Consider the following 24341-nt stretch of genomic DNA (forward strand, 5'->3'; position numbering starts at 1 on the left):
TCGCACCTCCTCCAGTCGGACAGCCGGTCACCGTGTTACACCCGGGTGGTCACTCGGCGTTCGCGAGCGCGTGGGTTCCGGCGGGCTGCCACCCGGGCGGGCCGAGCAGGTAGCCCGCGCGCTCGCGCCACGTCCGGGCCGCGCGGAGGTCGCGCAGGATCGAGCCGTACTCGTGGAAGCCGACCCGGAGCAGGTTGTACGTCTCGATGTTCTTCGTCAGCCCGTAGGTGGGGCGCTTGCCTTCGGGCACGAAGCTGCCGAACAGCCGGTCCCACACGATGAAGATCCCGCCGTAGTTCGCGTCGAGGTACTCGGCGTCGCTGCCGTGGTGGACGCGGTGGTGCGAGGGAGTGTTGAAGACGTACTCGAACCAGCGCGGCAGCTTCCCGATCTTCTCGGTGTGCACGAAGAACTGGTAGACGAGGTCGATCGAGAGCCCGGTCAGGATCATCCACGGCGGGATCCCGCACAACGCCAGCACCGACCAGAACGGCAGCTGGAAGTACGGGGTCCACTTCTGGCGCAGCGCCGTCGAGAAGTTGTAGTGCTCGCTGGAGTGGTGCACCTGGTGTCCGGCCCACAGCAGCCGCACGCGGTGGCTGGCGCGGTGGTAGGCGTAGAAGACCAGCTCCTGGCCGAGCAGCATGAGCACCCACGTCCACCAGTCGCGCGGGTCGAGCTTGACCGGCGCGAGCTCGAACAGCGTGGCGAACACGAAGAGCATCACCAGCCGGAACAGCGCGTTGACGCCGACCGCGACGGTGCCCATCAGCATGCTCGTGCGGGTGTCGGCCGGGCTGTAGCCGAGGACGTTGTCGTCGTGCCCGAGCACGTGCACCGCGACGATCTCGATCGCCACGAACAGCACGAACACCGGGATCGCGAACAGCACGGGGTCGCGCAGGTGCGCCAGGAACTCGGCCACGTCGTCCCCTTTGATCTGACCTGACGGTAACTTACCCAAGAGTCACTTTACGCACGGTAGGCTCTCCGGCGTGACGGAGTCAAGGGCGGTCGGGACCAAGGGGATGCCCCGCGAAGAGCGCGAGGCCCAGCTCGTCGTGGCCGGCACCGAGGAGTTCGGCCGGGCGGGCTACGCGGGCGCGTCGATGGTCGAGATCGCGCGCCGGGTCGGCGTCACGAAGCCGTTGCTGTACCAGTACTTCGGCTCGAAGGACGGCCTCTACCTGGCCTGCCTGCACCGCGCGGGCGACCGCCTCACCGAGGGCGTCGCGACGACCATGGCGGCCGGCGGCGACCCCGACCAGATGCCGCTGAAGGTGCTTTCGGCGATCTTCACGACGTTCGACCACGACCGGTACGCGTGGCGCCTGCTGCGCGACGCGACGGTGCCGGCGACGGGCGGCATCGCGACCGCGGCGGCGGACTACCGGCGGCGCCTGGACGCGTTCGCCCTGCTCGGCGCGACGCAGCTGATGACGTCGCGCGGGCTTGCCGACCCCGTGGACATCGAAGCCATCGCGCAGGTCTGGACGGGCGTGGTCGACTCGCTGATCAGCTGGTGGATCGACCGTCCGGACGAAGACGCCGTGGCGATGACTTCCCGGTGCGCGCGCATCATGGAGGGCCTGTTCGGCTGGTGACCCTGGCGGGGGTCCTCGACAATTGCCGTTTGCGGCTTTTGTCCGTTGTCCATGACACGCAGAGTGGTATTCCCGGACGGGTTTCCCGAACGGCGTAGCGAAACCGATTCGGTTCGCGATTAATCAGGGAAGCCATCCCGTCGAGAGGTGTCCCATGCCCGAGCCCGCCGTCCCCGTCCCGGCCGATCCACGCCTAGCCGCGCGGTTCACCGAGGATCTGCTCGACGGTTGCCGGGTCCTGGCGAAGGACTACGGATACCGGCCGGCCCAGTTCGAACGGATGGTCCGCGAGCACGGCGGCGTCGAGGCGGCGCGGCTGCTGCTGCGCGGCGCCGGCACCGCGGGTGGGTTCACCGTGCTCTGGGAGAAGAACCAGCTCGGCCGCAGCTCCGAGGCGACCATGCTCCGCACGGAGTACGCCGACCTGTTCACCCCCGACGAGCTCCTGCTGGCCCGTCGGCGGCTGGAGGAACACGGCTTCGACGTCGACGCCCACCTGCGCAGCGTCGCCGAACAGGGGTGAGGGCGGCAGGGGTGACCGGCGCCGCTCCGGTCACCCCTGCCGCGGCTTCTAGGCCGCCGCCGCGCTGGACTTGCCGCGCAGCACCACGCTGGCCGTCGACGCGCCCTTGATCGCCGTCTCCACCTGGGCCATCGTCGAAGACGAGGTCAGGCCGGGGACCGTCGCGGTGTTCAGGGCGTAGAGCGTGAACGTGTACGGGTGGCTGGAGCCGCCCGGGCAGGGACCGAAGAACTTCTGCGCGTTCGCCCCGCTGCCCATCGCCTTCTGCTTGGCGCCACCCTGGTTCGGCACGGTGTAGCCCGCCCCGAGACCCTCCGGCAGCGACTTCGTGGCGGCCGGGACGTCCCAGATCGCCCAGTGCAGCTTGTTGCCGCTGTTGGCGACGTCGGCGAACACGATGGCGTAGGCCTTCGCGCCCGTGGACTCGCCCCACGAGAGCGGCGGCGACGGGTCCTGGCCCGCCGTGCCGTCCCCGGCGCAGGTGTACTTGTCCGGGATGGTGGCGTTGTCGGCGAAGGCGGAGCTGGTCAGCTTGAAGCCACCCGGCGTGGTCCCGCCGGGGAACTTGAGCCGCACGATCACGTTGTCCAGCACCGACGGCGTGCCGCCGTTCTTGTCGTTGTTCGTCGACGTCAGCCACAGCCCGCCGTCCGGGGACTTCGTGACCGAGCGCAGCCGGCCCCAGCGGCCGGAGAACAGGGTCGACACGGTGCCGACGCCGGTGCCCGCCGCGTTGATCTGCGTCGCGAACATCTGCTCGCCGGTGACGCCGGCGATGTAGATCCAGTCGTTGACGATCTCGACGCCCGACGGCCCGGCCTGCGACGTCGACCACGTCTTCTTCGGGGCGATGAAGCCGCTGCAGCTGCCCTGCGTGCCTTCGCAGCTCGGCCAGCCGAAGTTGCCGCCCTTCTGGATCAGGTTGAGCTCGTCCTGGCTGCTCTCGCCGAACTCCGCCGCCCACAGCTGGCCGCGGGAGTCCCAGGCCAGGCCCTGCGGGTTGCGGTGGCCGTAGCTCCAGACGTACCGGGCGTTGCCGCCGGTGGCGTAGAACGGGTTGTCGCTCGGCGCCGAACCGTCCGGGTTGAGCCGGAGGATCTTCCCGTTGAGCGAGCTCTTGTTCTGGGCGTTGTCACTGTTCTTCGCGTCGCCGACGGTGGCGTACAGCTTGCCGTCCGGACCGAACTTGATCCGCCCGCCGTTGTGGTAGCGGTTCTTCGCGATCCCGGTCAGCACCGGTGTCGACGTCGAGGAGAGCGTGGTGCCGTCGTAGGTCATCTTCACGATCCGGTTGTCGCCGGACGCCGTGTGGTACAGGTAGATCGCGTGGTCGGTGGACCAGTTCGGCGATATCGCCAGGCCCAGTAGGCCGCCTTCGCCGTTGGTGCCGACCGCGCCCGGCACCTTGCCCAGCGTGGTCTTCTGGCCGGACGGCGTCACCAGCAGGACCTCGAACCGGTCCCGCTCGGTCACCAGCGCGTTGCCGTTCGGCAGGAAGTCCACCGCCCAGCCGAGGTCGACCTTCGCGATGTCCTTGTCGTACTCCGGGATGCCCCCTGCGCCGCCCGGAGCGGACGTCTTGGCGGTGACCGCGTTGCTCGCCGCGGAGCTGTTGCCGTCGGGGTCGCGCGCCTTGACCGTGAAGGTGTAGGAGGTGCTCGGGTCCAGGTTCGTCACGGTCGTGCCGAGCGACGTCGTGGTCGCGACCTTCGTGGCGCCCTGGAAGACGTCGTACCCGGCGACCGTGCCGCCGTTGTCGGTGGAAGCGTTCCACGCCAGGGAAACGCTGTTCGCGGTGACGCCGGTGGAGCGCAAGTTGCCCGGCACGGTCGGCGGGGTGGTGTCGTCGCTCGGCGGCGTGGTGAAGGTGACCACGTTGCTCTGCTGCGACGGGTTGCCCGCCGCGTCGAACGCGCCGACCGAGATGTCGTAGGCGGTGTTCGGGGTCAGGTTGGTCACCGTCGCCGACGTCGTGTTCCCGTCGACGGTCTTGAGGATGTTGCCACCACGGTTGATCTCGTAGCGCACGACGCCGACGTTGTCGGTCGCGGCGGTCCAGGAGAACGTCGCGGCGGTGGGGAGGATGTCGCTCGCCTTGAGGTTCGACGGCGGCGTCGGCGGTTCGCCGTCGGTCGGCGCGACGAAGGTGTCGGTGAGCTTGTCCGCGTTCGGGCCGCCGTTCGCGGTGGTCGCCGTGGTGCGGATCTTGTTGACCCCGGCGGTCAGCTGCACGCTCGCGGTGGCGGTCTTCCACGTCGTCCACGCGCCGGTGCCGGGGAAGTCGACAGTGCCCTTGTCGCCGCCGTCGACGACCAGCTTCACGGGCCGGTTGTCGGCGGTTCCGTTGGCGTAGCGGAAGGTCAGGGTGTGCGTGCCCGCCTGCGCGGCGTTCACGGAGTATTCGACATAGCTGCCGACGACGTTGTCGAAGTTGACGAACCCGGTGCCGGAGTAGCCGGCGTGGTTCGACTCGACGACGCCCTGGGAAATGACGGCGCTCTCGGACTCGTAGTCGGTATCGGCCGCGAAAGCGCTTACCGGACTGAGCGCGGTGAGGCCGAGCGCCGCGACGGCGGTACCGGCCAGTACCACGCGCCACGGTGGACGGGGTGCCACTGGGAGCCTCCTGCGTGGGTCGGGGGACAGGGGGTGACCGGGGCGGAACTGGTCGGCGGACCACCGGAATCGGACCTAATAGTTAGGAAAGTTTCCTATCTATAGGAGGGATCTCACACCCTTCGAGCGGGCCGTGTCAATACTCGACACGGGCGCTCACCCTTGGTGAAGAAGGGTTTCCCGCTCAGCGGTGCCTTGTCCGTCCGGCGGAGCCGGAGCGTCAGCCGACCGTCGCGGCGGTTTCGCCCGCCCAGTCGCGCGGCACGAGGAACGCCGCCAGCTCCGCTTCCGGGCTCCCCGGCTCCGGCGTGAACCCGGACTCCCACCGCGCCATCGGCGGCAGCGCCAGCAGGATCGCTTCGGCGTCGGCGCGCCCGGCGGACGCGGCGCGGAAGAGCGCGGCTTCGACGTACCGGCCGCGGCGGTGGAGCTGCCACTGCCGCTCGCGGTCGCCGTGCGGCAGGTCCCGCCGCCGTCGCACGATCGGCAGGTACGCGGGGGCGATCGTGGCGATGCCTGCCGCCGTGAACGCCGCCCCGCGCCGCCAGCCGTGCGGACCGGCCGGGCGCAGGTGGTCGAAGGCGATGCCGCCGAGCCCGTGCGGCTCGTCGCGGTGCGGCAGCCGGAACCGGTCGTCGGCGGTGCGCTTCGCCTGCGCGTGGAACGCGGGGTCGAGCGTGTCGCAGTGCTGCTTGAGCACCCGGTGGAAGTGCGCCGCGTCCTCGGCGAAGCCGTAGCACGGGAGGAGCTCCACGGTGCCGCCGAACCACCAGGTGTCCTCGGACTCGCAGTACCGGAAGTGCGCCTGGAACCCGGGAACGTACGGGCTGCGCGGGTGGACCACGACCGACAGCCCGCTGGTGAAGAACCCGCCGTCGTCCGCGGTCGTCACGCTGATCCCGGCGCGCTCGAAGACGTCGCCGTCTTCCAGCAGGCTCGCGCGGCCCCGGCCGAACCGGGCTCCGCCGTCGAGGCGTTCCAGCTCCGCGACCAGCTCGCGCCGGCCGGAGCTCATGATCGCCTTGACGGCGTCACGTCTGCTGTCCTCACCCGAAAGCATGACCCCCACCCCCGCGGGCGAGGATACCGCGAAAACGAGGTCAGCCGGCGATTTCGGCCCGCGCGATCACCTTGGTGATCTTCGCCCGGACCAGCGACTCCTCGGGGACGGCGTTGCGCTTGCCGTACTCCTCGGCCCGCTCGGCGCCCATGTACCGGCCGCCCAGCCTGGTCGCCCAGGCGAGCATCTCGTCGTAGTCGTGGGTCAGCCGCGCCTCGGCGGTGAACTGGATGTAGGAGTACGGCGGTTCCTGGTCGTCGACGACCAGGGAGATCCGCGGGTCGCGGGCGATCGCCTTGCCCTTGAGGGTGTCGGTGCCGGTGGTGAAGACCAGCTCGTCACCGTCCGGGGTCTCGTCCAGCAGGAACCAGATCGGGGTGACGATCGCGGCGCCGTTGGCCCGCACCAGGCCGAGCTTGCCCGTCCGGGTGCCTTCGGACGCGAACTTCCACCACTCTTCGCGGCTCATCTCACGCATAGGAGGGACGTTAACCTGTCACCCGCGCGTGTGCAGAGGGTGGCCGACTAGCCTGGCCTGCTGTGCGAGACGACGACAGGGCTGCCATGGGTCTGGCCGACGAGGGGCTGACGCGCCGCCTCAAGGCGCTGGCCTGCACCGCGCCGCTGCACGACCTGGACGCGCGGAAGGCGAAGCTCGACTGGGCCGACGCCACGATCTACCAGATGGCCGAGATCGCGCTGCACACGATCGACCAGGTCACCATCGCCATGGACTTCGACACCGGCGCCGGCCACGACGAGGTCATCGACCGGCTGCTGCCGTTCATCGCCGCGCAGGCGCCGTCGCGGATGCCCGAAGAGCACGTCCGCGTGGCCAAGTGGGTCCTCGACAACCTGATCAACGTCGGCACCACCGACCGCGGCTTCCGGCGCGTCTACGGCTCGATGGGCCCGGGCGGCTACCAGCGGCGCCAGTTCGACTTCAAGCTGCTCGTCGAGCTGGCGGCCCGGGACGGCGAGGTCTACCTGCGCGCGACCGACGAGGCGATCAACGTCCTCGTCGGGGCCCTGGACACCGACGTCGAGTCGGCGCAGATCGCGGCCGAGGTCAAGCTGGAGAACCTCATCAACCGAGGCCGTCTCGCGGACGCCAAGCTGGCCGCCGAGCAGGCCCGCTACCGGACCGTCCAGTACGGCGAGACGCTGCGCGCGAAGCTCGACGCCACCCGCCGCGATGTCCGGTCGGTCGACTGGGAACGCGAGGTCCCGGAGCTGCTCGACAGCGCGTTGAGCCACATCGAGGCCCGGTTCCGCGCCGAGAACGCCATCCTCAAGAACATCACCACCGCCCGCGACGAGACCGAGGACCTCGACCGCAAGCGCCGCGCGGCCGAACTCGTCGACATCGTCGGCGACTGCATCCGCCGGCACACGCGGCTGCAGTCCCGGCTGGCCGACGCGGGCGCGGTGTTCCGTGCCGAGCAGGACCGCCAGCAGTTCTCCGGCCCGCCGCAGCGCGCGACGCTCGACCTGTTCGGCCAGCTCCTCGTGCCGACGCTCGGGCTGCCGCTGGCCGACGCCGTAGCGCCCGTCGAGCACTTCTTCCACGCCGCGGCGGGCATTGCCCCGCCGGTCGTGCCGTCGCTGTCGTCCCTGGTTTCGCTGCTCCTGCGCCCCGCGCCCGAACGCGACCAGCTCGTCGGCGAGATCCCCGAGCCGGAGCTGATGCCCGCCGACATCACCGACAAGTTCGGCGACGACGTCTGGCGCCGGGCCGACGAGCTGCTCGACCTGCCCGAGGTGCCGCGGCGGCTGTCCGGCCTGCTCGAAGAGGCCCGCCGCGGCCGCCAGCCCGGGCTCGCCGCCCTGGTCGCGCTGCGCGCGGTGCACGCCTACAGTCCCGGGGTCGGCGCGGCCCGGCGCCAGGGCGACCGCTCGGTGCTGCTCGCCGTCGACGACGGCACCCTGCTCGACGACCCGGAGTTCGGCGGCGCCGACCTCCTGCTGTCCACCGCCGCCGTAGAGCGGGCCGACGAAGAAGAGGAAGTCGCGTAATGGCGCTGTCCCACAGCAGCGTGGACGCCGAGGCCGCGGCCCGGCTGGTCGCGTTCGGCATGCGGCCGAAGCAGCTGCCCGCGCGTGACGTCGTCTACGGCGACCTCGTGCGCCGCTACGGCGAGGACAACGCGTTCAAGGCGCTCACCCACGCCGTCGCCGCCGGGCTCGGGCTGATGGTCCTCGAGGTCAACCAGCAGGCCGGCGCGGTCCTCGCGGCCACCGACGAGTCCGTCTTCGAGATCAAGATGGACTCCTACGCCCGCCAGGCCAAGATCCGCGAGCGCCGCGAGACGGAGAAGGTCCTGCACGGCCTGATCCACCTCGCCACCGCGGCGCTGGGCTACCCGCGCCCGGACGACCTCGCCAACGACACCTACATCGGCCGCGTCAGCGTCGAACAGGTCGACGCGATGGTCCGCGAAGCCGCCCGCATGCTCGACGAACGCGCCGCGGCGGCCGAGGCCAACAACGACCCCCTGGCCGACGCGCCCGAGCTGGAACAGGCCTGGCGCGCCTACACCCGGCGTCCCGCGGCGGCGGCCACCAAGGACGGCCGCCTCGCCGCCGACACCACCCGCGGCATGGTCAGCCGCGCCCTGCGCTTCCTCGCCGACCAGGGCTTCCTGGTCCCGGTGAGCGACGAGCAGGGCGGCACCTACCGGACCACGCCGCGCTACCAGATCCAGGTCCGCGAGCTCGCCGCGGACGCCGCCTTCGACGACCTGCTCGCGCTGGACGTCGTGGCCGTCGCGAACTCCGGGGGCACGCTGCGCGCGACGTCGTCGGACACGCTGTAGAGGGGAATCGATGTACGAGCTTTCGCGGGTCCGCCTGCATTCCGTGGGCCCGGCGGGTGCCCGCTACCAGGACGTCGTGCTCGACTTCAGCGGCGTCGGCGCCAAGATCACCGCACCCCAGCAGGACGCGCTGTTCAGCGCCGGCATCCACGCGACCGGCCCGGCCGAACTGCGCCGCCCGTCGCCGGCCAGCGTGCTGTTCCTGGAGAACGGCGGCGGCAAGTCCGTCCTCATCAAGCTGATCTTCTCGGTGATGCTGCCCGGCCGCCGCCAGGTCGTCGGCACCACCAGCACCAAGGTGCTCGAGAAGTTCGTCGCCGCCAAGGACGTCTCGCACGTCGTCCTGGAGTGGCTGCACGTCGAGAGCGGGCACCGGATCATCACCGGCAAGGTCTCCGAATGGCGCGGGCACGTCGTGTCCGCCGACTCCGAGAACCTCGCCGACTCCTGGTACTGCTTCCGCCCGACCGCCGCGCTGGGGCTCGATTCCCTGCCGATGACCCAGGACGGCCGGCTGCTCACCATGTCCGGCTTCCACGACAAGCTCGCCGCCGCCCAGCTGGCCGAGCCCGAGCTGGAGCTGTCCTGGACCCGCCGCCACCACGAGTGGACCGGCCGGCTCGACGGCCTCGGCCTCGACACCGAGCTGTTCCGCTACCAGCGTGCGATGAACGCCGGCGAAGGTGAAGCGGCGGACGCGTTCGCCTTCGGCACCGACGACGCCTTCGTCGACTTCCTGCTGCGCGCGGTGATCTCCGAGGACGAGCCGAAGGACCTCGCCGAGGTCGTCTCGACGTACTCGCACAACCTGGCGCAGCGCGGGGACCTGTTGTCGGAACGCGATTTCGTCGCGGGAGCGCTCGACCTGCTGGGCCCGCTGGCCGCCGAGGAAGGCGTCGCCGCGGAGTCGCGGAAGATCGCCGAGGCCGCGAAGGCCGACATGGCGTCGCTCGCCGGTCGCGTCGTCGCGCGCAACGAGCTGGAGAACGCGCGGCTGTCGGGACTCGAGGAGCACGTCACCGAGGTCAAGTCGGCCGAGAAGCTCGCCGAGGGCGACCACCGGCGGCTCGCCGCGGGCGTCACGGAGCTGCGCCGGCTCGTCGCGGTGCTGCGCCTGGACGAGGCCCAGGAGGCCCGCAAGCACGTCGACGCCGAACTCGCGTCGGCCAAGACCGAGGCGGAGGCGTGGCGCGAGACGGCGACCGTGCTCAACCAGCTGAACTCCTCCCGCAAGGCGAAGGACCTGCGCGAACTGGTCGGCAGCCGCGAGGAGAAGGCACGGCCGGCCCTGAAGGCGCGCAACGACGCCGCTTCGGCGCTCGCGCGGGGGTTGCACGCGCTGGCCCAGGACGCCCAGCGTCAGGCCGACAAGGCCGAGGCCCACGCGGGCGCGTTGCGGGCCGAGGCGGAGAAGGCCCAGACCGAACGCGACGAGGCCGCCAACCTCGCCGCCGGTCGCCGGGCCGAAGCCCGCGGGCTGACCACGCGGATCACCGAGCTGCGCGAAGAGATCCAGAACGCCGTCCGCGCCGGGCTGCTGCCCTCGGGCGCCGACGTCGCGGACGCTTCGCGAGCCGCCCGTGCCGCGGCCGAGGCCGCCACCGCCGAGCTGGCCCGGCGCGAGCAGGAACTGGACCGGGTGGCGGCGGACCTCCAAGCGGCGCAACGGGCCGTGAACGAAGCCCACCAGCTGGCCGGCACCACCCAGGACCGCTTCGAGCGGGCCACCGAGGACCTCGACCGTGCCCACCGCCGCACCGACGCGCTCGCCGCCGAGGGCCGCCTGGTCGAGCTGCTCGGCGCCGACGACGTCGCTCTGGAGAGCGACCTGCCGGTGTTGCTGGAGCGGCTGCGCGAGGCGAGCGCGTCCGTCGAGAAGGAGCAGACCGCGCTGCGGATGGAGGAGTCCGCCGACGAGCGGGCCCTCGCCGCGCTGGGCTCCGGCGGGCTGCTGCCGCCGCCGGAAGACGTCCAGGCCGCGCTGGATGCCCTGGAGGAGGCCGGGATCACCGCGTGGTCCGGCTGGCGCTATCTGTCCAAACTGGACGTTGCCCGGCGCGCCGAAGTCCTGGAAAGCCTGCCGCAGCTGGTGTCCGGCGTGCTGCTGAACGACACCGCCCACGCGGACCGGGCCCGTGAGGTCCTGACGACGCGGCGGCTGCTGCCCAGCGCGATCATCGCCGTCGGCACCACCGAAGCGTTGCTGGCCGAGGCGCCCGCCTCGCCCGGCGTCGAGTTCCTCGTGCCGCCGAACCCCGCGATGTACGACGAAGAAGCCGCGGACGCCGAGCGGGAAGCCGTGGCCCGGCGGCACACCGAACGGCAGCGACGCCTGGAAGCGTTGTCCGCCAAGCTGGCCGCGGACGGCGCCCTGACGTGGAAGCTCACCACCTGGCGCGAGGACTACCCGCCCGGCGCCGTCGCGACGCTGGCCGAGCAGGCCCAGGCGGCCCGGGCCGCGCGCGAGACCGCGCGCACGGCGCTGGAGCAGGCCGACGCGGAATTCGCGCGGTTGAGCGAAAAGGCCGCGTCGCTGCGGGAGCGCGTCCCGGAGCTGCGGGCGGCCGCGAGCGAAGCCGAGGAGAAGGCGCGCCGGCTCGGGGAGCTGGGCGCCCGCGGCGCGCGGATCGCCGAGTGGACCGAAGACGTCGAGCGCGCCACCGAGATCGCCGAGCGCGCCGACCTGCAGGCCGCCGACGCCGCCGGCAAGGCCGCGCGGCTGCGCGAGCAGGCGGGGGAGGAGCAGCGCACCGCCGACGGCCACCGCCGCACCGCGACGACCGCCCGCGCCGAGCTGGCCGAGGTCCCGGGCGCGGCCGAAGCGGCCGACGGCCCGGTGCCGGCCGAGCCGGTCGACGCGTTGCGGCGGACCTACCTGTCGGCGTCCGAGTCGTACGCGAAGGTCGAGGTCGGCAGCGACCTGCGGGCCGAGCTGGAGCAGGCCGAGTCCGCGGAGGCCGCCGCCGGCTCGGCCGTCGAGTCTCTCGACGAGGCGGTCCGGGTCCGTGCCGCCGAGCTGCTGGAGACGCCCGACGGCTCCGACGCCTCGGCGCGCGCGGCCGCGTTGGCGCGCGCCCGCCGGGTCGTCGACGGCCTGGAGGACGAGCGCACGGAAGCGATCGGGCTGGTGTCGACGCGGCGGGCCGAGCTGGACGCGCTGCCGCTGCAGAACGGCGTCACCGGCGAGAAACCGCGCGACATCGAGCACGGCCTCGAACTGATCGACGCGGCCGGGCTGGAAGTGTCCGTGGCCGCGCGGAAGTGGGAAGAGCTGCAGGAACGCCGGGCGGCGGCCGAAGCGACGCTGGAGTCCGCGAAGAACTCGGCGTCCGGCTTCTCGCTGCTGGCCGAGTCGATGGCCCGGCTGGTGACGGACACCGACGCCGCGGCCTACGACGGCGACGTCGACACCGCACGCGCCCAGTACACCCGGCTCAACGCGACGTTCACCGAAGCGCAGGAGGCCGCCGACGCGGGTGACCGGCGCGTGCGCGAGGCCGCCGACCAGCTCGCGCAGTACGCGACGGAGAAGCGGTTCGAGAAGCTGAGCACCCCGGTGCGCCAGCAGGTCATCTCGGTCAAGCGCGACCGGCTGCCCGCGCACGCCGCCGAGTGGGCGGAGGCGCTGCGGCCGCGGCTGCGCTCGCTCACCGACGACCTCGCGCAGATCGACCGCCACCGCGGCGGCATCATCACGCGCCTGCAGGGCATGGTCGACGGCGCGCTCCGGACGTTGCGCTCCGCCCAGCGCGTCTCCCGGCTCCCGGACGGCCTCGGCGACTGGTCCGGGCAGGAGTTCCTCCGCATCCGCTTCACCGAGCTGGAGGACAACGCGCTCACCGAGAAGCTCGGCGAGGTCGTCGACGAGGCGGCCGTCGGCAAGACCGCGGACGGCCGCGACGTCAAGCGCGACGGGCTTTCCCTGGTGCTGCGCGGGGTCCGGGCCGCGGCGCCCAAGGGTTTCCGCGTCGACATGCTCAAGCCGGACTCGGTGCTGCGGACCGAACGCCAGCGCGTCTCGGAGATCCGCGACGTGTTCTCGGGCGGCCAGCAGCTGACCGCGGCGATCATCCTGTACTGCACGCTGGCCGCGCTGCGGGCCAACAACCGCGGCAAGGCCCGCAACCGGCACTCGGGCGTGCTGTTCCTGGACAACCCGATCGGCCGCGCGTCCGCCGGGTACCTGCTGGAGCTGCAGCGGGCGGTGGCCGAGGCGCTGGGCGTGCAGCTCATCTACACGACGGGCCTGTTCGACGCGGGCGCGCTGTCGGAGTTCCCGCTGATCGTGCGGCTGCGCAACGACGCCGACCTGCGGGCGGGCCGCAAGTACCTCTCGGTGGATTCGACGGTCCGCACCTCCCTCGACGATCTCGGCGACCCGGACGGCGTCGCGCGGCTGTCGGCGACGCGGATGTTCTCGCGGCCGTCCGAAGACCAGGATTCCGCTGAGGACGAACAGACGGCCTGACGGGAACATCTCCGGGAGTTCCGTGGTTGCCCGGCGCATGACGAACCTGGGGGCGCTGGGCGCCACGTTGGGCACGACCGGGCCGGAGACCGTCACGGCCGCCGCGGAGCTGGACGAGCTGGGGTACGCCACGCTGTGGCTGCCGGGCGGGCAGGGCAGCAACCTGCCGCTGATCGCCGACGTGATCCACGGGACCGCGAAGATCCCGGTCGCGAGCGGCATCCTGCCGGTCGACCGGGTACCCGCGGCCGACATCGCCCGTGCGTACGCGGACCTGCCGGCCGGGCGGTTCGTCGTCGGCCTCGGCGGCGCCCACGGCCCGCGTCCGCTGGCCACGCTGAACGACTACCTCGACGAGCTGGACGACACCGTCCCCGCGTCCGACCGCATCCTTTCGGCGCTCGGCCCCAAGATGCTGGAGCTGGCGCGGGACCGCGCGTCGGGGGCGTACCCGTTCCTCGTGACGACGGACTACGTCGCTTCGGCGCGGGAGATCCTCGGCGCCGGCAAGCAGCTCGTGGTGCTGCTGAGCGTCGTCCCGGGTGCCGACACCGCCGCGACCCGCGAGCGCGCCCGCGAGGGCTCGCTGCGGTTCCTGGCCGGCATGCCCGGCTACGCGAACAACTTCCGCCGCATGGGCTTCACCGACGCCGACATCGCGGACCTCTCCGACCGGCTGGTCGACGGGCTCACGGTCCGCGGCGACCTCGACGCGGTCGTGGCGCGGCTGCGCGAGTACCGGGCGGCGGGGGCGGACCAGGTCGTCGTCCCGGCCGGTGACCTGCCCCGCGAGTGGTGGCCGGCGCTGGCGGAGGCTCTGCGGTGACCACCGCTCGGGCCCGCGGGCTGACGCACGGCGTCCCGGCGGAGGTGTCCTTGCAGGACGCCCTCGCCGCGGTCGCCGATCCCGTGCGCCGCAGCATCCTGCGGGAGCTGGCCGCCGTGCCGGAGTGGACGAAGGCGTGCGGCACCTTCGCCCAGCCGGTGGCGAAGGCGACGCTCAGCCACCACTTCGCCGTGCTGCGGGCGGCGGGCCTGATCGAGCAGCGCGACGCCGGGCCGCGGCGGCTGAACCGCTTGCGGCGCCCGGAGTTCGACGCGGTGTTCCCCGGGTTGCTGGACCTGGTGCTCAGTCACCCCGGCCGGTGAAGGCGAGGGTGGTGCCGAGGCCGATCATGACGAGGCCGCCGGTGCCGCCGACCATCTCCAGGCGTTTCGGCGAGCGGGCGAACCACGCGCGGGCGGTGCCCGCCACCAGCGCCCACGCGCTGTCGGTGGCCAGCGCGATCGCCGGCAGGCACAGGCCCAGCAGCAGCATCTGGACCGGCACGGACCCGGCGACCGGGTCGACGAACTGGGGCAGCAGCGCCGCGAGGAACACGATCGACTTCGGGTTCGCGAAGCCGACGACGAATCCGTCGCGCAGCACGGTCAGGACGCGACCGGGCGTCGCGGGCACCTTGGCGGCCATCGCTTCGGTGAGCCGGCGGCGGTGCCGCAGGGCCTGGACGCCCAGGTACACGAGGTAGATCGCGCCGGCGATCTTGATCGCGGTGAACACCGCGGCCGACGTCGTCACGAGCACGCCGAGGCCGAACGCGACCGCGACGACCTGCGTGTAGACGCCCGCGGAGTTGCCCACGACGGTGAGCAGCGCGTCGCGCCGCCCGACCGTGAGCGCGCGGCTGATGGTGAACAGCACGCTCGGACCGGGGACGACGACCATGAGGAACGTCAGTGCGGCGAAGGCCGCGAAGTGCGCACCGGAGACCATGCCGCGAGCGTACTGTGCCGTTCGTTGCTGATCCGACCACAGCCACGGCCGAATGACTTTCGTGGCAACGGTTGCGTGCCGCTCGGGGGTCGGCCTCCTTTCGGTCGGATCAGTAACCGGGCCCCGGCCTGGCGACCAGGCGTTTTTGTCGGTGCCCGGTGGTATCAACAGCGGGTGCCTCCACTCAAGATCAGCACCGCGCAACGCCGGGCCCGCCTCGCCGTCCGGCACCACCTCGCCGCGCCCGCGGCCACGGTGGAGGACGCCGTGGCGGGCGTCGTTGCCCTGCACGCCACCGACCCGGCGACGGTCCACCTTTCGGCGTGCGCTCGGCTCGCGTCCCCGGCGATCGCTGCGGTGGAACGGGCGTTGTACGACGACCGGACGCTGCTGCGGCTGCTCGGCATGCGCCGCACGGTGTTCGTCACCGGGCTGGACACCGCGGCGCTCGTGCAGGCCGGGTGTTCCGCGGACATCGAGGTCAAGCAGCGGAAGCTGCTGGAGCAGCACCTGGGCCGGCAGGGGCACCCGGAGAACGTGCCGGAGCCGGGGAAGTGGCTCCTGGAGGTCGAAGCGTCGGTCGAGGCGGCGCTGCGGGCCCGCGGCTCGGCGACGGCGCAGCAGCTCAGCGAGGACGAGCCACGGCTGCGGCAGCAGCTGCTGATGGCGGCGGGGAAGCCGTACGAGGCGATCGGGAACGTCACCAGCCGGGTGTTGTTCCTGCTGGCCGCCGGCGGCCGGATCGTGCGTGGCCGGCCGCGGGGGAGCTGGACCAGCAGCCAGTACGTCTGGCACCCGCTCGATTCCTGGGCGCCCGGGTTGCTCCGGTGGGACGCGGAAGAGGCGCGGGTCGAGCTGGCCCGGCGCTGGCTGCGCGCGTACGGCCCGGCGCCGGCGGCCGACCTGCGCTGGTGGACGGGCTGGACGGCGGGGCAGACGAAGAAGGCCCTGTCCGCGTTGTCGCCGGTGGAGGTCGACCTCGACGGGGTGCCCGGAGTCGTGCTGCCGGACGACGTCGCGTCCGTGCCCGAGCCAGCGCCGTGGGTGGCGTTCCTGCCGGCGCTGGACCCGACGCCGATGGGCTGGCAGGAGCGCGACTGGTACCTCGGGCCGCATCGCCCGGCGCTGTTCGACCGCAGCGGCAACGTCGGCCCGACGATCTGGATGGACGGCCGCGTGGTCGGCGGCTGGGCCCAGCGACGCTCGGGCGAGATCGCGTTCCGGCTGCTGGAGGACGTGGGCGCGGAGGGGAAGGCGCTGGCGGAAGCCGAGGCGGAGCGGTGCGCCGGGTGGTACGGGGAGGTCCGGGCGGTGCCGCGGTTCCGGACGCCGCTGGAACGGGAGCTGACCGGGTGAAGCTCCCTGGCTGGATCGGTCGAGTCATCGACCTCACGCCCGCTCGCGGCCGTCCGGAACCCCGCGTCGGACAGCGTCCGGAAACCGGGTTTTCGCAAGATCGACTGAATCGGTCCAGGGTCTCGTCGGCCGCGTCGCGGTCACGTCGTCCGTACCGGGTGCTCCCAGGCAGAACCGTCGAACCGCGGGCCTCGGCGGTCCGCCGTGGTCCAGGTGTCGATCACGTTAAGGAGACCCCTCGGGAGGCCCCGGCTTCTTAATCGATTCTTGACCCGTTCGCCAAGTGGTGGAAGTCTCGTCAGGGCAGTCAGGGACGCGCATGCCCGCACGCTAGGGTGGCCGCGAGCCCGCAAGTCACGGCCGGGACTCCCGGCCGATCCTCAGAGGAGTGGCAGCAGTGACCGTTCGCGTAGGTGTCAACGGCTTCGGCCGCATCGGCCGCAACTTCTTCCGCGCCGTGCAGGCCAGCGGCCACGACATCGAGGTCGTCGCCTTCAACGACCTCGGCGACGTCGCCACCATGGCCCACCTGCTGAAGTACGACTCCATCCTGGGCCGGTTCCCGGGTGAGGTCAGCGTCAGCGACGAGGGCATCGTCGTGGACGGCAAGACCATCAAGGCCCTCGCCGAGCGCGACCCGGCCAACCTGCCCTGGGGCGACCTGGGCGTGGACGTCGTCCTCGAGTCGACCGGCTTCTTCACCAACGCCGACGCCGCCAAGGCGCACATCGCCGGCGGGGCGAAGAAGGTCATCATCTCCGCGCCCGCCAAGGGCGAGGACCTGACCGTCGTCCTCGGCGTCAACGACGACAAGTACGACGGCTCGCAGGTCATCATCTCGAACGCCTCCTGCACCACCAACTGCCTCGGCCCGCTGGCCAAGGTCCTCCACGACGCCTTCGGCATCGAGCAGGGCCTCATGACCACGGTCCACGCCTACACGCAGGACCAGAACCTGCAGGACGCCCCGCACAAGGACCTGCGCCGCGCCCGGGCCGCCGCCGTGAACGTCGTCCCGACCTCGACCGGCGCCGCCAAGGCCATCGGCCTCGTCCTGCCGGAGCTGCAGGGCAAGCTGGACGGCTACGCGCTGCGGGTCCCGATCCCGACCGGCTCGGCCACCGACCTCACCGTGACGCTCTCCAAGGCCGCCACGGTCGAGGAGATCAACGCCGCCTACAAGGCCGCCGCCGACGGCCCGCTGGCCGGCATCCTGCGCTACAGCGACGACCCGATCGTCTCCTCGGACATCGTCACCGACCCGGCGTCCTGCATCTACGACGCGCCGCTGACCAAGGTCATCGGCAACCAGGTCAAGGTCGTCGGCTGGTACGACAACGAGTGGGGCTACTCCAACCGCCTCGCCGACCTGGCGAAGCTCATCGGTTCGAAGCTCTCCTGACCCGATGAGCGTCAAGAACCTCGACGACCTGCTGGGCGAGGGCGTTCAGGGCCGGTACGTACTCGTGCGGTCCGACCTGAACGTCCCGCTCGACGGGGACCGCATCACCGACGACGGCCGGGTCCGCGCGGCTCTGCCGACGATCAAGAAGCTCGCCGACGCGGGCGCGAAGGTCGTCGTCACCGCGCACCTCGGCCGCCCCAAGGGCGAGCCGGACCCGAAGTACACCCTCGCTCCCGTTGCCAAGCGGCTCTCGGAGCTGCTCGGCGCCGAGGTCGCGCTGGCCGGTGACCTGGTCGGCGAGTCCGCGAAGGCGCTGACCGGCGGCCTGGCCGACGGCGGTGTCGTCCTGCTGGAGAACGTGCGCTTCGACGCGCGCGAGACCAGCAAGGACGCCGTGGACCGCTCCGAGCTGGCCGCCGAGCTGGCCGCACTCGTGCCGGGCGGCGCGTTCGTTTCCGACGGCTTCGGCGTCGTCCACCGCAAGCAGGCCTCGGTCTACGAGGTCGCTTCGGTGCTCCCGGCGTACGCGGGTAGCCTGGTGCTGGCCGAGCTGGACGTGCTGAAGAAGCTGACCGACGACGTGCAGCGGCCCTACGTGGTCGTGCTCGGCGGCGCGAAGGTGTCCGACAAGCTCGGCGTCATCGCGAACCTGCTGACCAAGGTCGACCGGCTGCTCATCGGCGGCGGCATGGCGTACACCTTCCTCAAGGCCCAGGGCCACGAGGTCGGCAACTCGCTGCTGCAGGCCGACCAGCTCGACCAGGTGAAGGGCTTCCTCGCCGAGGCCGAGAAGCGCGGCGTCGAACTGGTCCTGCCGGTGGACGTCCTGGCCGCGACGGGGTTCGCGGCCGACGCCGAGCACGAGGTCGTCGCCGCCACCGCGATCCCGGCCGACCGCGAAGGTCTCGACATCGGCCCGGAGACCCGTGAGCTGTTCGCGGGCAAGCTGGCCGACGCCAAGACCGTGTTCTGGAACGGCCCGATGGGCGTGTTCGAGTTCGAGGCGTTCTCCGGCGGCACCCGCGCCGTCGCGGAGGCGCTCGTGAAGAGCGACGCGTTCACCGTGGTCGGCGGCGGCGACTCGGCCGCCGCGGTCCGGCAGCTGGGCCTGCCCGAAGACGGCTTCTCGCACATCTCCACCGGCGGCGGTGCCTCGCTGGAGTACCTCGAGGGCAAGGAACTGCCGGGCGTGGTCGCCCTGGAGGAGAAGAACTAGTGGCACGCAAGCCGTTCATCGCCGGCAACTGGAAGATGAACCTGAACCACCTCGAGGCGATCGCGCTCGTCCAGAAGATCGCCTTCGCCCTGCCGGAGAAGTACTACGCGAAGGTCGACGTGGCGGTGCTGCCGCCGTTCACCGACATCCGCAGCGTGCAGACCCTGGTCGACGGCGACAAGCTGTCGCTCACCTACGGCGCCCAGGACCTCTCGCCGCACGACTCCGGCGCCTACACCGGGGACATCTCGGGCCTGATGCTGGCGAAGCTGGGCTGCAAGTTCGTCACCGTCGGGCACTCGGAGCGGCGCGAATACCACGCCGAGACCGACGAGCTGGTCAACAAGAAGGTCAAGGCCGCGCTCAAGCACGGCATCACGCCGATCCTCTGCATCGGGGAGAAGCTCGAGGTCCGCGAGGCCGGCGAGCACATCCACCACACCACGACGCAGCTGATCGACGGGCTGAAGGGCCTCAAGGCCGAGCAGGTCAAGGACGTCGTCGTCGCGTACGAGCCGGTCTGGGCGATCGGCACCGGCAAGGTCGCCTCCTCGGCCGACGCCGAAGAGGTCTGCAAGGCCATCCGCGCCACCCTCCAGGAGAAGTACGGCGACGAGATCGCTTCGTCCGTCCGGGTGCTCTACGGGGGATCGGTGAAGTCGGGCAACATCAGCGAGCTGGTGGGCTGCGAGAACATCGACGGTGCCCTGGTCGGCGGAGCGAGCCTGGACGGCGAGGAGTTCACGAAACTCTGCGCACTCGCCGCGGGCGGGCCGCTGCCCTGATCGGGGCCACGACCGGGTAGCCTGTGTATCCGGTCCGTCACACAGCAGTGGACGAGTCCAGGGGTACGGTGGTGGTCGGAAACGACCATGCCGTACCCCTGCATTCACCTAGAGCCCAAGGGATGACATGAAGCTGTTCCTGCAAATCCTGTTGATCGTCACCAGCGTCTTCCTGGTGGTCGCGGTGCTGCTGCACCGGGGCCGGGGCGGTGGCCTGTCGTCGCTGTTCGGCGGCGGGATGCAGTCGAGCCTGGCCGGGTCGAGCGTGGCCGAGAAGAACCTCGACCGCATCACCCTGCTGCTGGGCGCGGTGTGGCTGATCAGCATCGTGGGCCTGGGTCTGCTGCTCAAGGTGTGAGGCGTCCGGCGCCCCACCGCCGATCGCGACCGGATTCCGGCGGCAGGGCGCAGTGATTCGGCGTGCCTATTGGGGGGCGCGCCGCCGATTCCTAGGTGTGAGGATTCATGGTTGGCGGTAACGCGATTCGAGGCACCCGGGTGGGTGCCGGTCCTACAGGCGAATCGGAACGAGGTGAATCGGCGCCGCGGCGCCGGGTGGGTTACTGGTGCGCCAACGGCCACGAAGCCCGGCCGTCGTTCGCGCTCGACGCGGAGATCCCCGACGAGTGGGACTGCCCCCGCTGCGGGCTCCCGGGCGGGCAGGACGAAAAGAACCCACCGGCCGCACCGCGGACCGAGCCCTACAAGACGCACCTGGCGTACGTGAAGGAGCGACGCAGCGACGCCGACGGCGAGGCCATCCTGGCCGAAGCCCTCGAGCGCCTGCGCCAGCGCCGGGAGATCATCTAAGCGTTGCCGGCCAAAAGCCACCCCGGGACTCCTCGGGGTGGCTTTTCGCGCGCCCACCCACCCTCCCGCCGTGATCCGACGGTCAACACACGTGATCCAAGAGTCGACACGGGTGATCCGACGGTCGACACGACGCAGCACGCAGTGTCGCCCCTTCAATCACGCGTGTCGCCCCTTCAATCACGCGTGTCGCCCCTTCAATCACGCGTGTCGCCCCTTCAATCACGCGTGTCGCCCCTTCAATCACGCGTGTTGACCCCCCAATCACGCGAGCTGACTCTCCAAACACGCGTGTCGGCCCCCCAATCACGCGTGTCGACCGTCCCGGTGCACGAGCCGACCTGCCATGTACGTGAGCCGACCGTCCGGGTACGCATTCCGACTCTCCGGATACGCGGGCCGATGGTCGAAGTGCGCGCACGAGCGTTCCCGCTCGCGTCCGGTTGGGCCGCCGCCCCCGTTTTCCACGCTACCGGCGGGCACCGACAATTCCGGCGCGAGAAAGCCGCGAGCGGCGAATTCCGGCCGTAATGGTCCGAAATCCGCCGCTCGCGGCTCCTGCGAATCCGAAATCGTCGGTGGTCGCCGATAAAATGGATACCGGGGGCCGGAGGGCGCCCTCAGCGATCCAGCGGGTACCGGGCCCGAACCCGGAAGCCGCCGTCCTCCATGCCGGACGTCTCGAAACTCCCGCCCAGCAGGCGCGCCCGCTCGGCCAGCCCCGTCAGCCCGTGCCCGCCCGACGGCAGCGACTCCGCCGTCCGGCGAGCGCGCTCGTTGCGGACCTCGATCTTGAGCGCTCCGTGCTCACCCTGGATGCGGATCGTCGCCGTCGCGCCCGGGGCGTGCTTGTGGACGTTCGTCAAGCACTCCTGCACCGTCCGGTACGCCGCCGCCGACACCTGGTTCGGCAGGGCCTCCGGCAGGTGCTCCACCGACAGGTGCACCGGGACCTCCGACGTCCGGATCAGCCGGTCGAGGTCGTTGATCCCGGGGCGCGGCCCCTCGTCGTCGGCGCCCGTGCGCAGCACGCTCAGCAGCGAACGCAGCTCCTCGAGCGTCCGCTTCGACAGCGTCCGGATGACCTGCGCGGTCTCCAGCGCGTGGTCGTCGGTGGTCTGGGCCTGCAGCGCGCCGGCCTGCATCGCGATCAGCGTGATCTGGTGCGAGACGACGTCGTGCATCTCGCGCGCCAGGCGGGCGCGCTCTTCGGCGCGGACGGCGTCGGCGTGGAAGCGGCGCTCGCGGTCGCGGCTCGTGGCCAGCTCGGCGAGCTTGTTCGAAACCTCGGCCCGCGCTCCGATGAGCAGGCCGATCGCGATCGGCATGCCCGCGACGAGCACGCCGTAGATGCCGTCGAGGATGTGTTCGCGCCAGCTGAGCTCGGCGAAGTCCTCCAACGGCCACTGCACGAACCGGCAGCACCACACCAGCGCCGCGCCGACCCACACCTGCCAGTGCAGCTGACGGCGGGTGGCGAGCATGCCGAGCGTGATCATCGACGCGAGCTGCGCCCAGCCGGCCAGGAAGCCGGGGACCGCGACGAGCACGGCGAGGAACGGGAACTTCCGGCGGAACACCACCGCGAGGCAGGCGGCGCCGGAGAGCCAGATCGAGTAGGGCTGGGCCTTCTCGGGGATCACCAGCCAGACGTCGAGCACGGCCAGGATGACCGCGGCCGCGTCGATGGCGAACGTGACCACAGCGGGGCGCGGCACCGAGCCGAACAGGCTCAACCCGCGCTTGCGCGCCCGCTCGGCGGCCGATGGCCCCGAGCCGGCGATCGAGATGCCTGGAATCGAGAGTCCCTCTGTACTCATCGCTGGCGACCCCATTCGTCTTGTGGACTTGTTGGTGAGAGGTGCTCAGGGCCCGATCGGGACGCGCAGCAACGGACAAATGTGCGGATGCTAACGAGGTCGCGTACGAAGACGGTAAGTTTCACCCGTTGCCGGAGTTGCGGCGGCCGAATTCCGTAGTCGACTACTCCGTCCGGGCGACAGCCGCGGAGGGGTGCTACCGAGAGTCGGGGCGCTGCTCCCCGCTGTGCACCGGGACGACCACATCGTGGGAATCATGTTACCCACGTGTGGCCGTCCGGCGATAGGTCGTCACGCCGCCATCGACCTGAGGTCGTCGCTGAGCAGGTCGTGCAGGCCGGTGGCGCAGGCCTTCGCCGTCTCGATCGACCGCGGCAGCATCCCGGTCTCGTAGATCCGGACGGCTTCGCCGACGCTCGGGGCGGTGGCCAGCGCGGTGGCGAGCTCGGTGCCGTCCAGCAGGGCGAGGTTGGCGCCGACGCCCAGCGGCGGCATCAGGTGCGCGGCGTCGCCGAGGAGCGTGAGCCCGGACGTGCAGGTCCAGGCGTGCGGCACCGGGAGGACGTGCAGCGGCCGGTGGGTGAACCCGCCGTCGAGGTCGTGCAGGAAGCCGAGCAGGCTCGGGTGCCAGCCGGCGAAGCGCTCCAGCAGGTGCGCGCGCACCGCCGCGGTGTCGGCGAAGTCGAGGCCCGCGGCCCAGTCTTCGGGTGCGTAGAAGACGGCGTAGCAGCGGATGTGGCCATTGCTGTTGCGCTGCGCGACGAGCGCTTTCCCGTCGATCTTCGTCATCATCGTTCCCTGGCCGGTCAGCGTGGCCAGGTCCGGGTGACGGCGGTCGGCGTCATCCAGGCCGAGCTCGACGAACGTGACCCCGCTGTACTCGGGCCGGACGCCGGTGAGCGCCCGGCGGACCCGGGACCACGCGCCGTCCGCGCCGACGACCAGGTCGAAGTCCCGGGCGGTGCCGTCGGCGAAGGTCAGGCGGCCGGCCTTGGTGACGTCGGTGATCGGATGTCCCCACCGGACCGTGCCGGGTTCCAGGGAGCCGAGCAGGAGTCCGCGGAGCTGGCCGCGGTCGATCTCGGGACGGAAGTCGTCGCCTTCGGCGGGGACCTCGTCCATGACGACGTCGCCGGTGCGCGGGTCGATGGCGCGCATCTGCTGACCCTCGGGGCGGGCCAGCTCCCGGAACTGCGCGTACAGCCCGGCGGTGTGCAGGGCGACCTGGCCGGTGTCGCCGTGGAGGTCGAGCGTGCCGCCTTGGGCCCGGGCGTCGGCCGAGACTTCCTGTTCGAAGACGGTGACGTCGAGGCCGTGGAGCTGCAGGACGCGGGCACAGGCGAGTCCGCCCAGTCCGGCGCCGACGATCGCGATGGAGTTCATGGCTTCCCCCTGGAAGTTCGGTGCCGCCGGCTGGTCCGGCGGCCTGGATCCAGAAAAGCACAGTGACTCAAAAAGTGCAACGACTCAACTTTTGAAGTGAGTCAACCATCACGTAGGCTGGGGTCATGACCGAAGTGATCGGGCGCCGCGAGCGCAAGAAGGCGCAGACCCGGCAAGCGCTGGCCGACGCGGCGCTGGAGCTGTTCCTCGAACGCGGCTACGACGAGGTCGGTGTGAAGGACGTCGCGGATGCCGCCGACGTCTCGGTGACGACGCTGTTCAAGTACTTCCCCAGCAAGGAAGCGCTGCTGTTCGACCAGGACGACGACATCGAGGCGGCGCTGGTCCTGGCGGTGCGCGGCCGGCCGCCGGGACAGACGATCGTGGACGCGCTGCGGGAGCACATGCTGCGTGACAGCGCGGACGGCGGCCCGAGCGACGAGTTCGTCCGGCTGATCGAGAGCACCCCGACCCTGCGCGACTACGGCCGCCGCATGTGGATGCGCCACGAGACGGCGCTCGCCCGCGCGATCGCGGAGGAGATGGAAGCCCCGGAAGGCGACGTGTCGTGCGCGGCCCTGGCGCGGTTCGCGCTGGCGTCCCGGGAGCTGATCGTGGCCAATGAGAACCCGAGACGGGCCGCGGAGGAGATCTTCGGCAACCTGGGTCGGGGCTGGCGGGTGAAGTAAGGCGAAAGCCGCCTGA

The 24341-nt window shown here is 71.3% G+C and carries 21 protein-coding genes; 14 read left to right on the forward strand and 7 right to left on the reverse strand.

What is annotated here, in order from left to right; genetic code table 11:
* Positions 1-49: 49 nt before the first annotated feature.
* The gene (locus AA23TX_RS11225; protein WP_155542477.1) at positions 50-925 is read right to left on the reverse strand and encodes a sterol desaturase family protein; all 876 of its coding nucleotides are present in this window, start codon (positions 923-925) and stop codon (positions 50-52) included.
* 70 nt (positions 926-995) lie between these two features.
* On the opposite strand from AA23TX_RS11225, the gene AA23TX_RS11230 reads away from it, so the two are divergent.
* Positions 996-1604 carry a TetR/AcrR family transcriptional regulator gene (locus tag AA23TX_RS11230; RefSeq protein ID WP_230862427.1) on the forward strand — a complete coding sequence of 203 codons (609 nt, stop codon included), beginning with the start codon at positions 996-998 and terminating at the stop codon, positions 1602-1604.
* Positions 1605-1758: 154 nt separating this feature from the next.
* Positions 1759-2127: a hypothetical protein gene (locus AA23TX_RS11235; protein ID WP_155542478.1), complete on the forward strand. Its 369-nt coding sequence runs from the start codon at positions 1759-1761 to the stop codon at positions 2125-2127.
* A 48-nt stretch (positions 2128-2175) separates the two neighbouring features.
* Here AA23TX_RS11235 and AA23TX_RS11240 read toward each other — a convergent pair whose 3' ends face one another.
* The 3 genes from AA23TX_RS11240 to AA23TX_RS11250 form a co-directional block, all read right to left on the reverse strand.
* Positions 2176-4743 carry a PQQ-dependent sugar dehydrogenase gene (locus AA23TX_RS11240; protein ID WP_155542479.1) on the reverse strand — a complete coding sequence of 856 codons (2568 nt, stop codon included), beginning with the start codon at positions 4741-4743 and terminating at the stop codon, positions 2176-2178.
* Positions 4744-4963: 220 nt separating this feature from the next.
* Positions 4964-5803, reverse strand: a complete 840-nt coding sequence (locus tag AA23TX_RS11245) for a coproporphyrinogen III oxidase (protein ID WP_155542480.1) — start codon at positions 5801-5803, stop codon at positions 4964-4966.
* Positions 5804-5843: 40 nt separating this feature from the next.
* Positions 5844-6281, reverse strand: a complete 438-nt coding sequence (locus tag AA23TX_RS11250; RefSeq protein WP_155542481.1) for a PPOX class F420-dependent oxidoreductase — start codon at positions 6279-6281, stop codon at positions 5844-5846.
* An 86-nt stretch (positions 6282-6367) separates the two neighbouring features.
* Here AA23TX_RS11250 and AA23TX_RS11255 point away from each other — a divergent pair, with 86 nt between their 5' ends.
* The 5 genes from AA23TX_RS11255 to AA23TX_RS11275 are packed head-to-tail and all read left to right on the forward strand — an operon-like array spanning position 6368 to position 14236.
* The gene (locus AA23TX_RS11255) at positions 6368-7819 is read left to right on the forward strand and encodes a hypothetical protein (protein ID WP_155544383.1); all 1452 of its coding nucleotides are present in this window, start codon (positions 6368-6370) and stop codon (positions 7817-7819) included.
* The gene (locus AA23TX_RS11260; RefSeq protein WP_155542482.1) at positions 7819-8619 is read left to right on the forward strand and encodes a hypothetical protein; all 801 of its coding nucleotides are present in this window, start codon (positions 7819-7821) and stop codon (positions 8617-8619) included. The genes AA23TX_RS11255 and AA23TX_RS11260 overlap by 1 nt, the downstream gene beginning before the upstream one ends.
* Positions 8620-8629: 10 nt before the next feature.
* Entirely contained in the window at positions 8630-13087 is a 4458-nt protein-coding gene (locus tag AA23TX_RS11265; RefSeq protein ID WP_155542483.1) for a coiled-coil domain-containing protein, read from the forward strand.
* A 37-nt stretch (positions 13088-13124) separates the two neighbouring features.
* A complete protein-coding gene (locus AA23TX_RS11270; protein WP_155542484.1) occupies positions 13125-13913 on the forward strand; it encodes a TIGR03620 family F420-dependent LLM class oxidoreductase in 789 nt (262 codons plus the stop codon).
* Complete coding sequence (locus AA23TX_RS11275; protein WP_155542485.1) at positions 13910-14236, forward strand: ArsR/SmtB family transcription factor; 327 nt, start codon at positions 13910-13912, stop codon at positions 14234-14236. Before AA23TX_RS11270 ends, AA23TX_RS11275 begins: the two co-directional genes overlap by 4 nt.
* On the opposite strand, the gene AA23TX_RS11280 is transcribed toward AA23TX_RS11275, so the two are convergent.
* Positions 14217-14861 (reverse strand): LysE family translocator, encoded by a 645-nt coding sequence (locus AA23TX_RS11280; RefSeq protein WP_155542486.1) that lies wholly within the window; start codon positions 14859-14861, stop codon positions 14217-14219. The two genes, AA23TX_RS11275 and AA23TX_RS11280, sit on opposite strands and share 20 nt — an antisense overlap.
* A gap of 174 nt (positions 14862-15035) precedes the next feature.
* Here AA23TX_RS11280 and AA23TX_RS11285 point away from each other — a divergent pair, with 174 nt between their 5' ends.
* From AA23TX_RS11285 to AA23TX_RS11310, 6 genes are all read left to right on the forward strand, one after another.
* Positions 15036-16217, forward strand: coding sequence for a winged helix DNA-binding domain-containing protein (locus tag AA23TX_RS11285; protein WP_155542487.1), 1182 nt, complete (start codon positions 15036-15038; stop codon positions 16215-16217).
* A gap of 397 nt (positions 16218-16614) precedes the next feature.
* Positions 16615-17619, forward strand: coding sequence for a type I glyceraldehyde-3-phosphate dehydrogenase (gap, locus tag AA23TX_RS11290; protein ID WP_155542488.1), 1005 nt, complete (start codon positions 16615-16617; stop codon positions 17617-17619).
* A 4-nt stretch (positions 17620-17623) separates the two neighbouring features.
* Entirely contained in the window at positions 17624-18838 is a 1215-nt protein-coding gene (locus AA23TX_RS11295; protein ID WP_155542489.1) for a phosphoglycerate kinase, read from the forward strand.
* A complete protein-coding gene (gene tpiA / locus AA23TX_RS11300) occupies positions 18838-19623 on the forward strand; it encodes a triose-phosphate isomerase (RefSeq protein ID WP_155542490.1) in 786 nt (261 codons plus the stop codon). The genes AA23TX_RS11295 and tpiA overlap by 1 nt, the downstream gene beginning before the upstream one ends.
* Before the next feature lie 127 nt (positions 19624-19750).
* Entirely contained in the window at positions 19751-19981 is a 231-nt protein-coding gene (secG, locus tag AA23TX_RS11305; protein ID WP_086845181.1) for a preprotein translocase subunit SecG, read from the forward strand.
* A 107-nt stretch (positions 19982-20088) separates the two neighbouring features.
* On the forward strand, positions 20089-20433 hold the full coding sequence (locus AA23TX_RS11310; protein WP_086671261.1) for an RNA polymerase-binding protein RbpA: 345 nt from the start codon (positions 20089-20091) through the stop codon (positions 20431-20433).
* 620 nt (positions 20434-21053) lie between these two features.
* Here the strand turns inward: AA23TX_RS11310 and AA23TX_RS11315 are convergent.
* Entirely contained in the window at positions 21054-22253 is a 1200-nt protein-coding gene (locus tag AA23TX_RS11315) for a sensor histidine kinase (RefSeq protein ID WP_196425280.1), read from the reverse strand.
* Positions 22254-22544: 291 nt separating this feature from the next.
* A complete protein-coding gene (locus AA23TX_RS11320; protein WP_155542491.1) occupies positions 22545-23636 on the reverse strand; it encodes an FAD-dependent oxidoreductase in 1092 nt (363 codons plus the stop codon).
* Between the two features lie 125 nt (positions 23637-23761).
* Between AA23TX_RS11320 and AA23TX_RS11325 the strand changes: the two genes are divergently transcribed.
* Positions 23762-24325, forward strand: coding sequence for a TetR/AcrR family transcriptional regulator (locus AA23TX_RS11325; protein ID WP_155542492.1), 564 nt, complete (start codon positions 23762-23764; stop codon positions 24323-24325).
* The last annotated feature ends 16 nt before the right edge of the window (positions 24326-24341 follow it).

It is taken from the genome of Amycolatopsis camponoti, assembly GCF_902497555.1.
GTDB classification, from domain to species: domain Bacteria; phylum Actinomycetota; class Actinomycetes; order Mycobacteriales; family Pseudonocardiaceae; genus Amycolatopsis; species Amycolatopsis camponoti.

Coding starts and splice junctions, on each gene's coding strand:
- AA23TX_RS11235 (WP_155542478.1), top strand. CDS start 1,759: ATGCCCGAGCCCGCCGTCCCCGTCCCGGCCGATCCACGCCTAGCCGCG.
- AA23TX_RS11255 (WP_155544383.1), top strand. CDS start 6,368: ATGGGTCTGGCCGACGAGGGGCTGACGCGCCGCCTCAAGGCGCTGGCC.
- AA23TX_RS11270 (WP_155542484.1), top strand. CDS start 13,125: ATGACGAACCTGGGGGCGCTGGGCGCCACGTTGGGCACGACCGGGCCG.
- AA23TX_RS11260 (WP_155542482.1), top strand. CDS start 7,819: ATGGCGCTGTCCCACAGCAGCGTGGACGCCGAGGCCGCGGCCCGGCTG.
- AA23TX_RS11265 (WP_155542483.1), top strand. CDS start 8,630: ATGTACGAGCTTTCGCGGGTCCGCCTGCATTCCGTGGGCCCGGCGGGT.
- AA23TX_RS11280 (WP_155542486.1), bottom strand. CDS start 14,861: ATGGTCTCCGGTGCGCACTTCGCGGCCTTCGCCGCACTGACGTTCCTC.
- secG (WP_086845181.1), top strand. CDS start 19,751: ATGAAGCTGTTCCTGCAAATCCTGTTGATCGTCACCAGCGTCTTCCTG.
- AA23TX_RS11315 (WP_196425280.1), bottom strand. CDS start 22,253: ATGAGTACAGAGGGACTCTCGATTCCAGGCATCTCGATCGCCGGCTCG.
- AA23TX_RS11250 (WP_155542481.1), bottom strand. CDS start 6,281: ATGCGTGAGATGAGCCGCGAAGAGTGGTGGAAGTTCGCGTCCGAAGGC.
- AA23TX_RS11310 (WP_086671261.1), top strand. CDS start 20,089: ATGGTTGGCGGTAACGCGATTCGAGGCACCCGGGTGGGTGCCGGTCCT.
- AA23TX_RS11295 (WP_155542489.1), top strand. CDS start 17,624: ATGAGCGTCAAGAACCTCGACGACCTGCTGGGCGAGGGCGTTCAGGGC.
- AA23TX_RS11245 (WP_155542480.1), bottom strand. CDS start 5,803: ATGCTTTCGGGTGAGGACAGCAGACGTGACGCCGTCAAGGCGATCATG.
- AA23TX_RS11320 (WP_155542491.1), bottom strand. CDS start 23,636: ATGAACTCCATCGCGATCGTCGGCGCCGGACTGGGCGGACTCGCCTGT.
- AA23TX_RS11325 (WP_155542492.1), top strand. CDS start 23,762: ATGACCGAAGTGATCGGGCGCCGCGAGCGCAAGAAGGCGCAGACCCGG.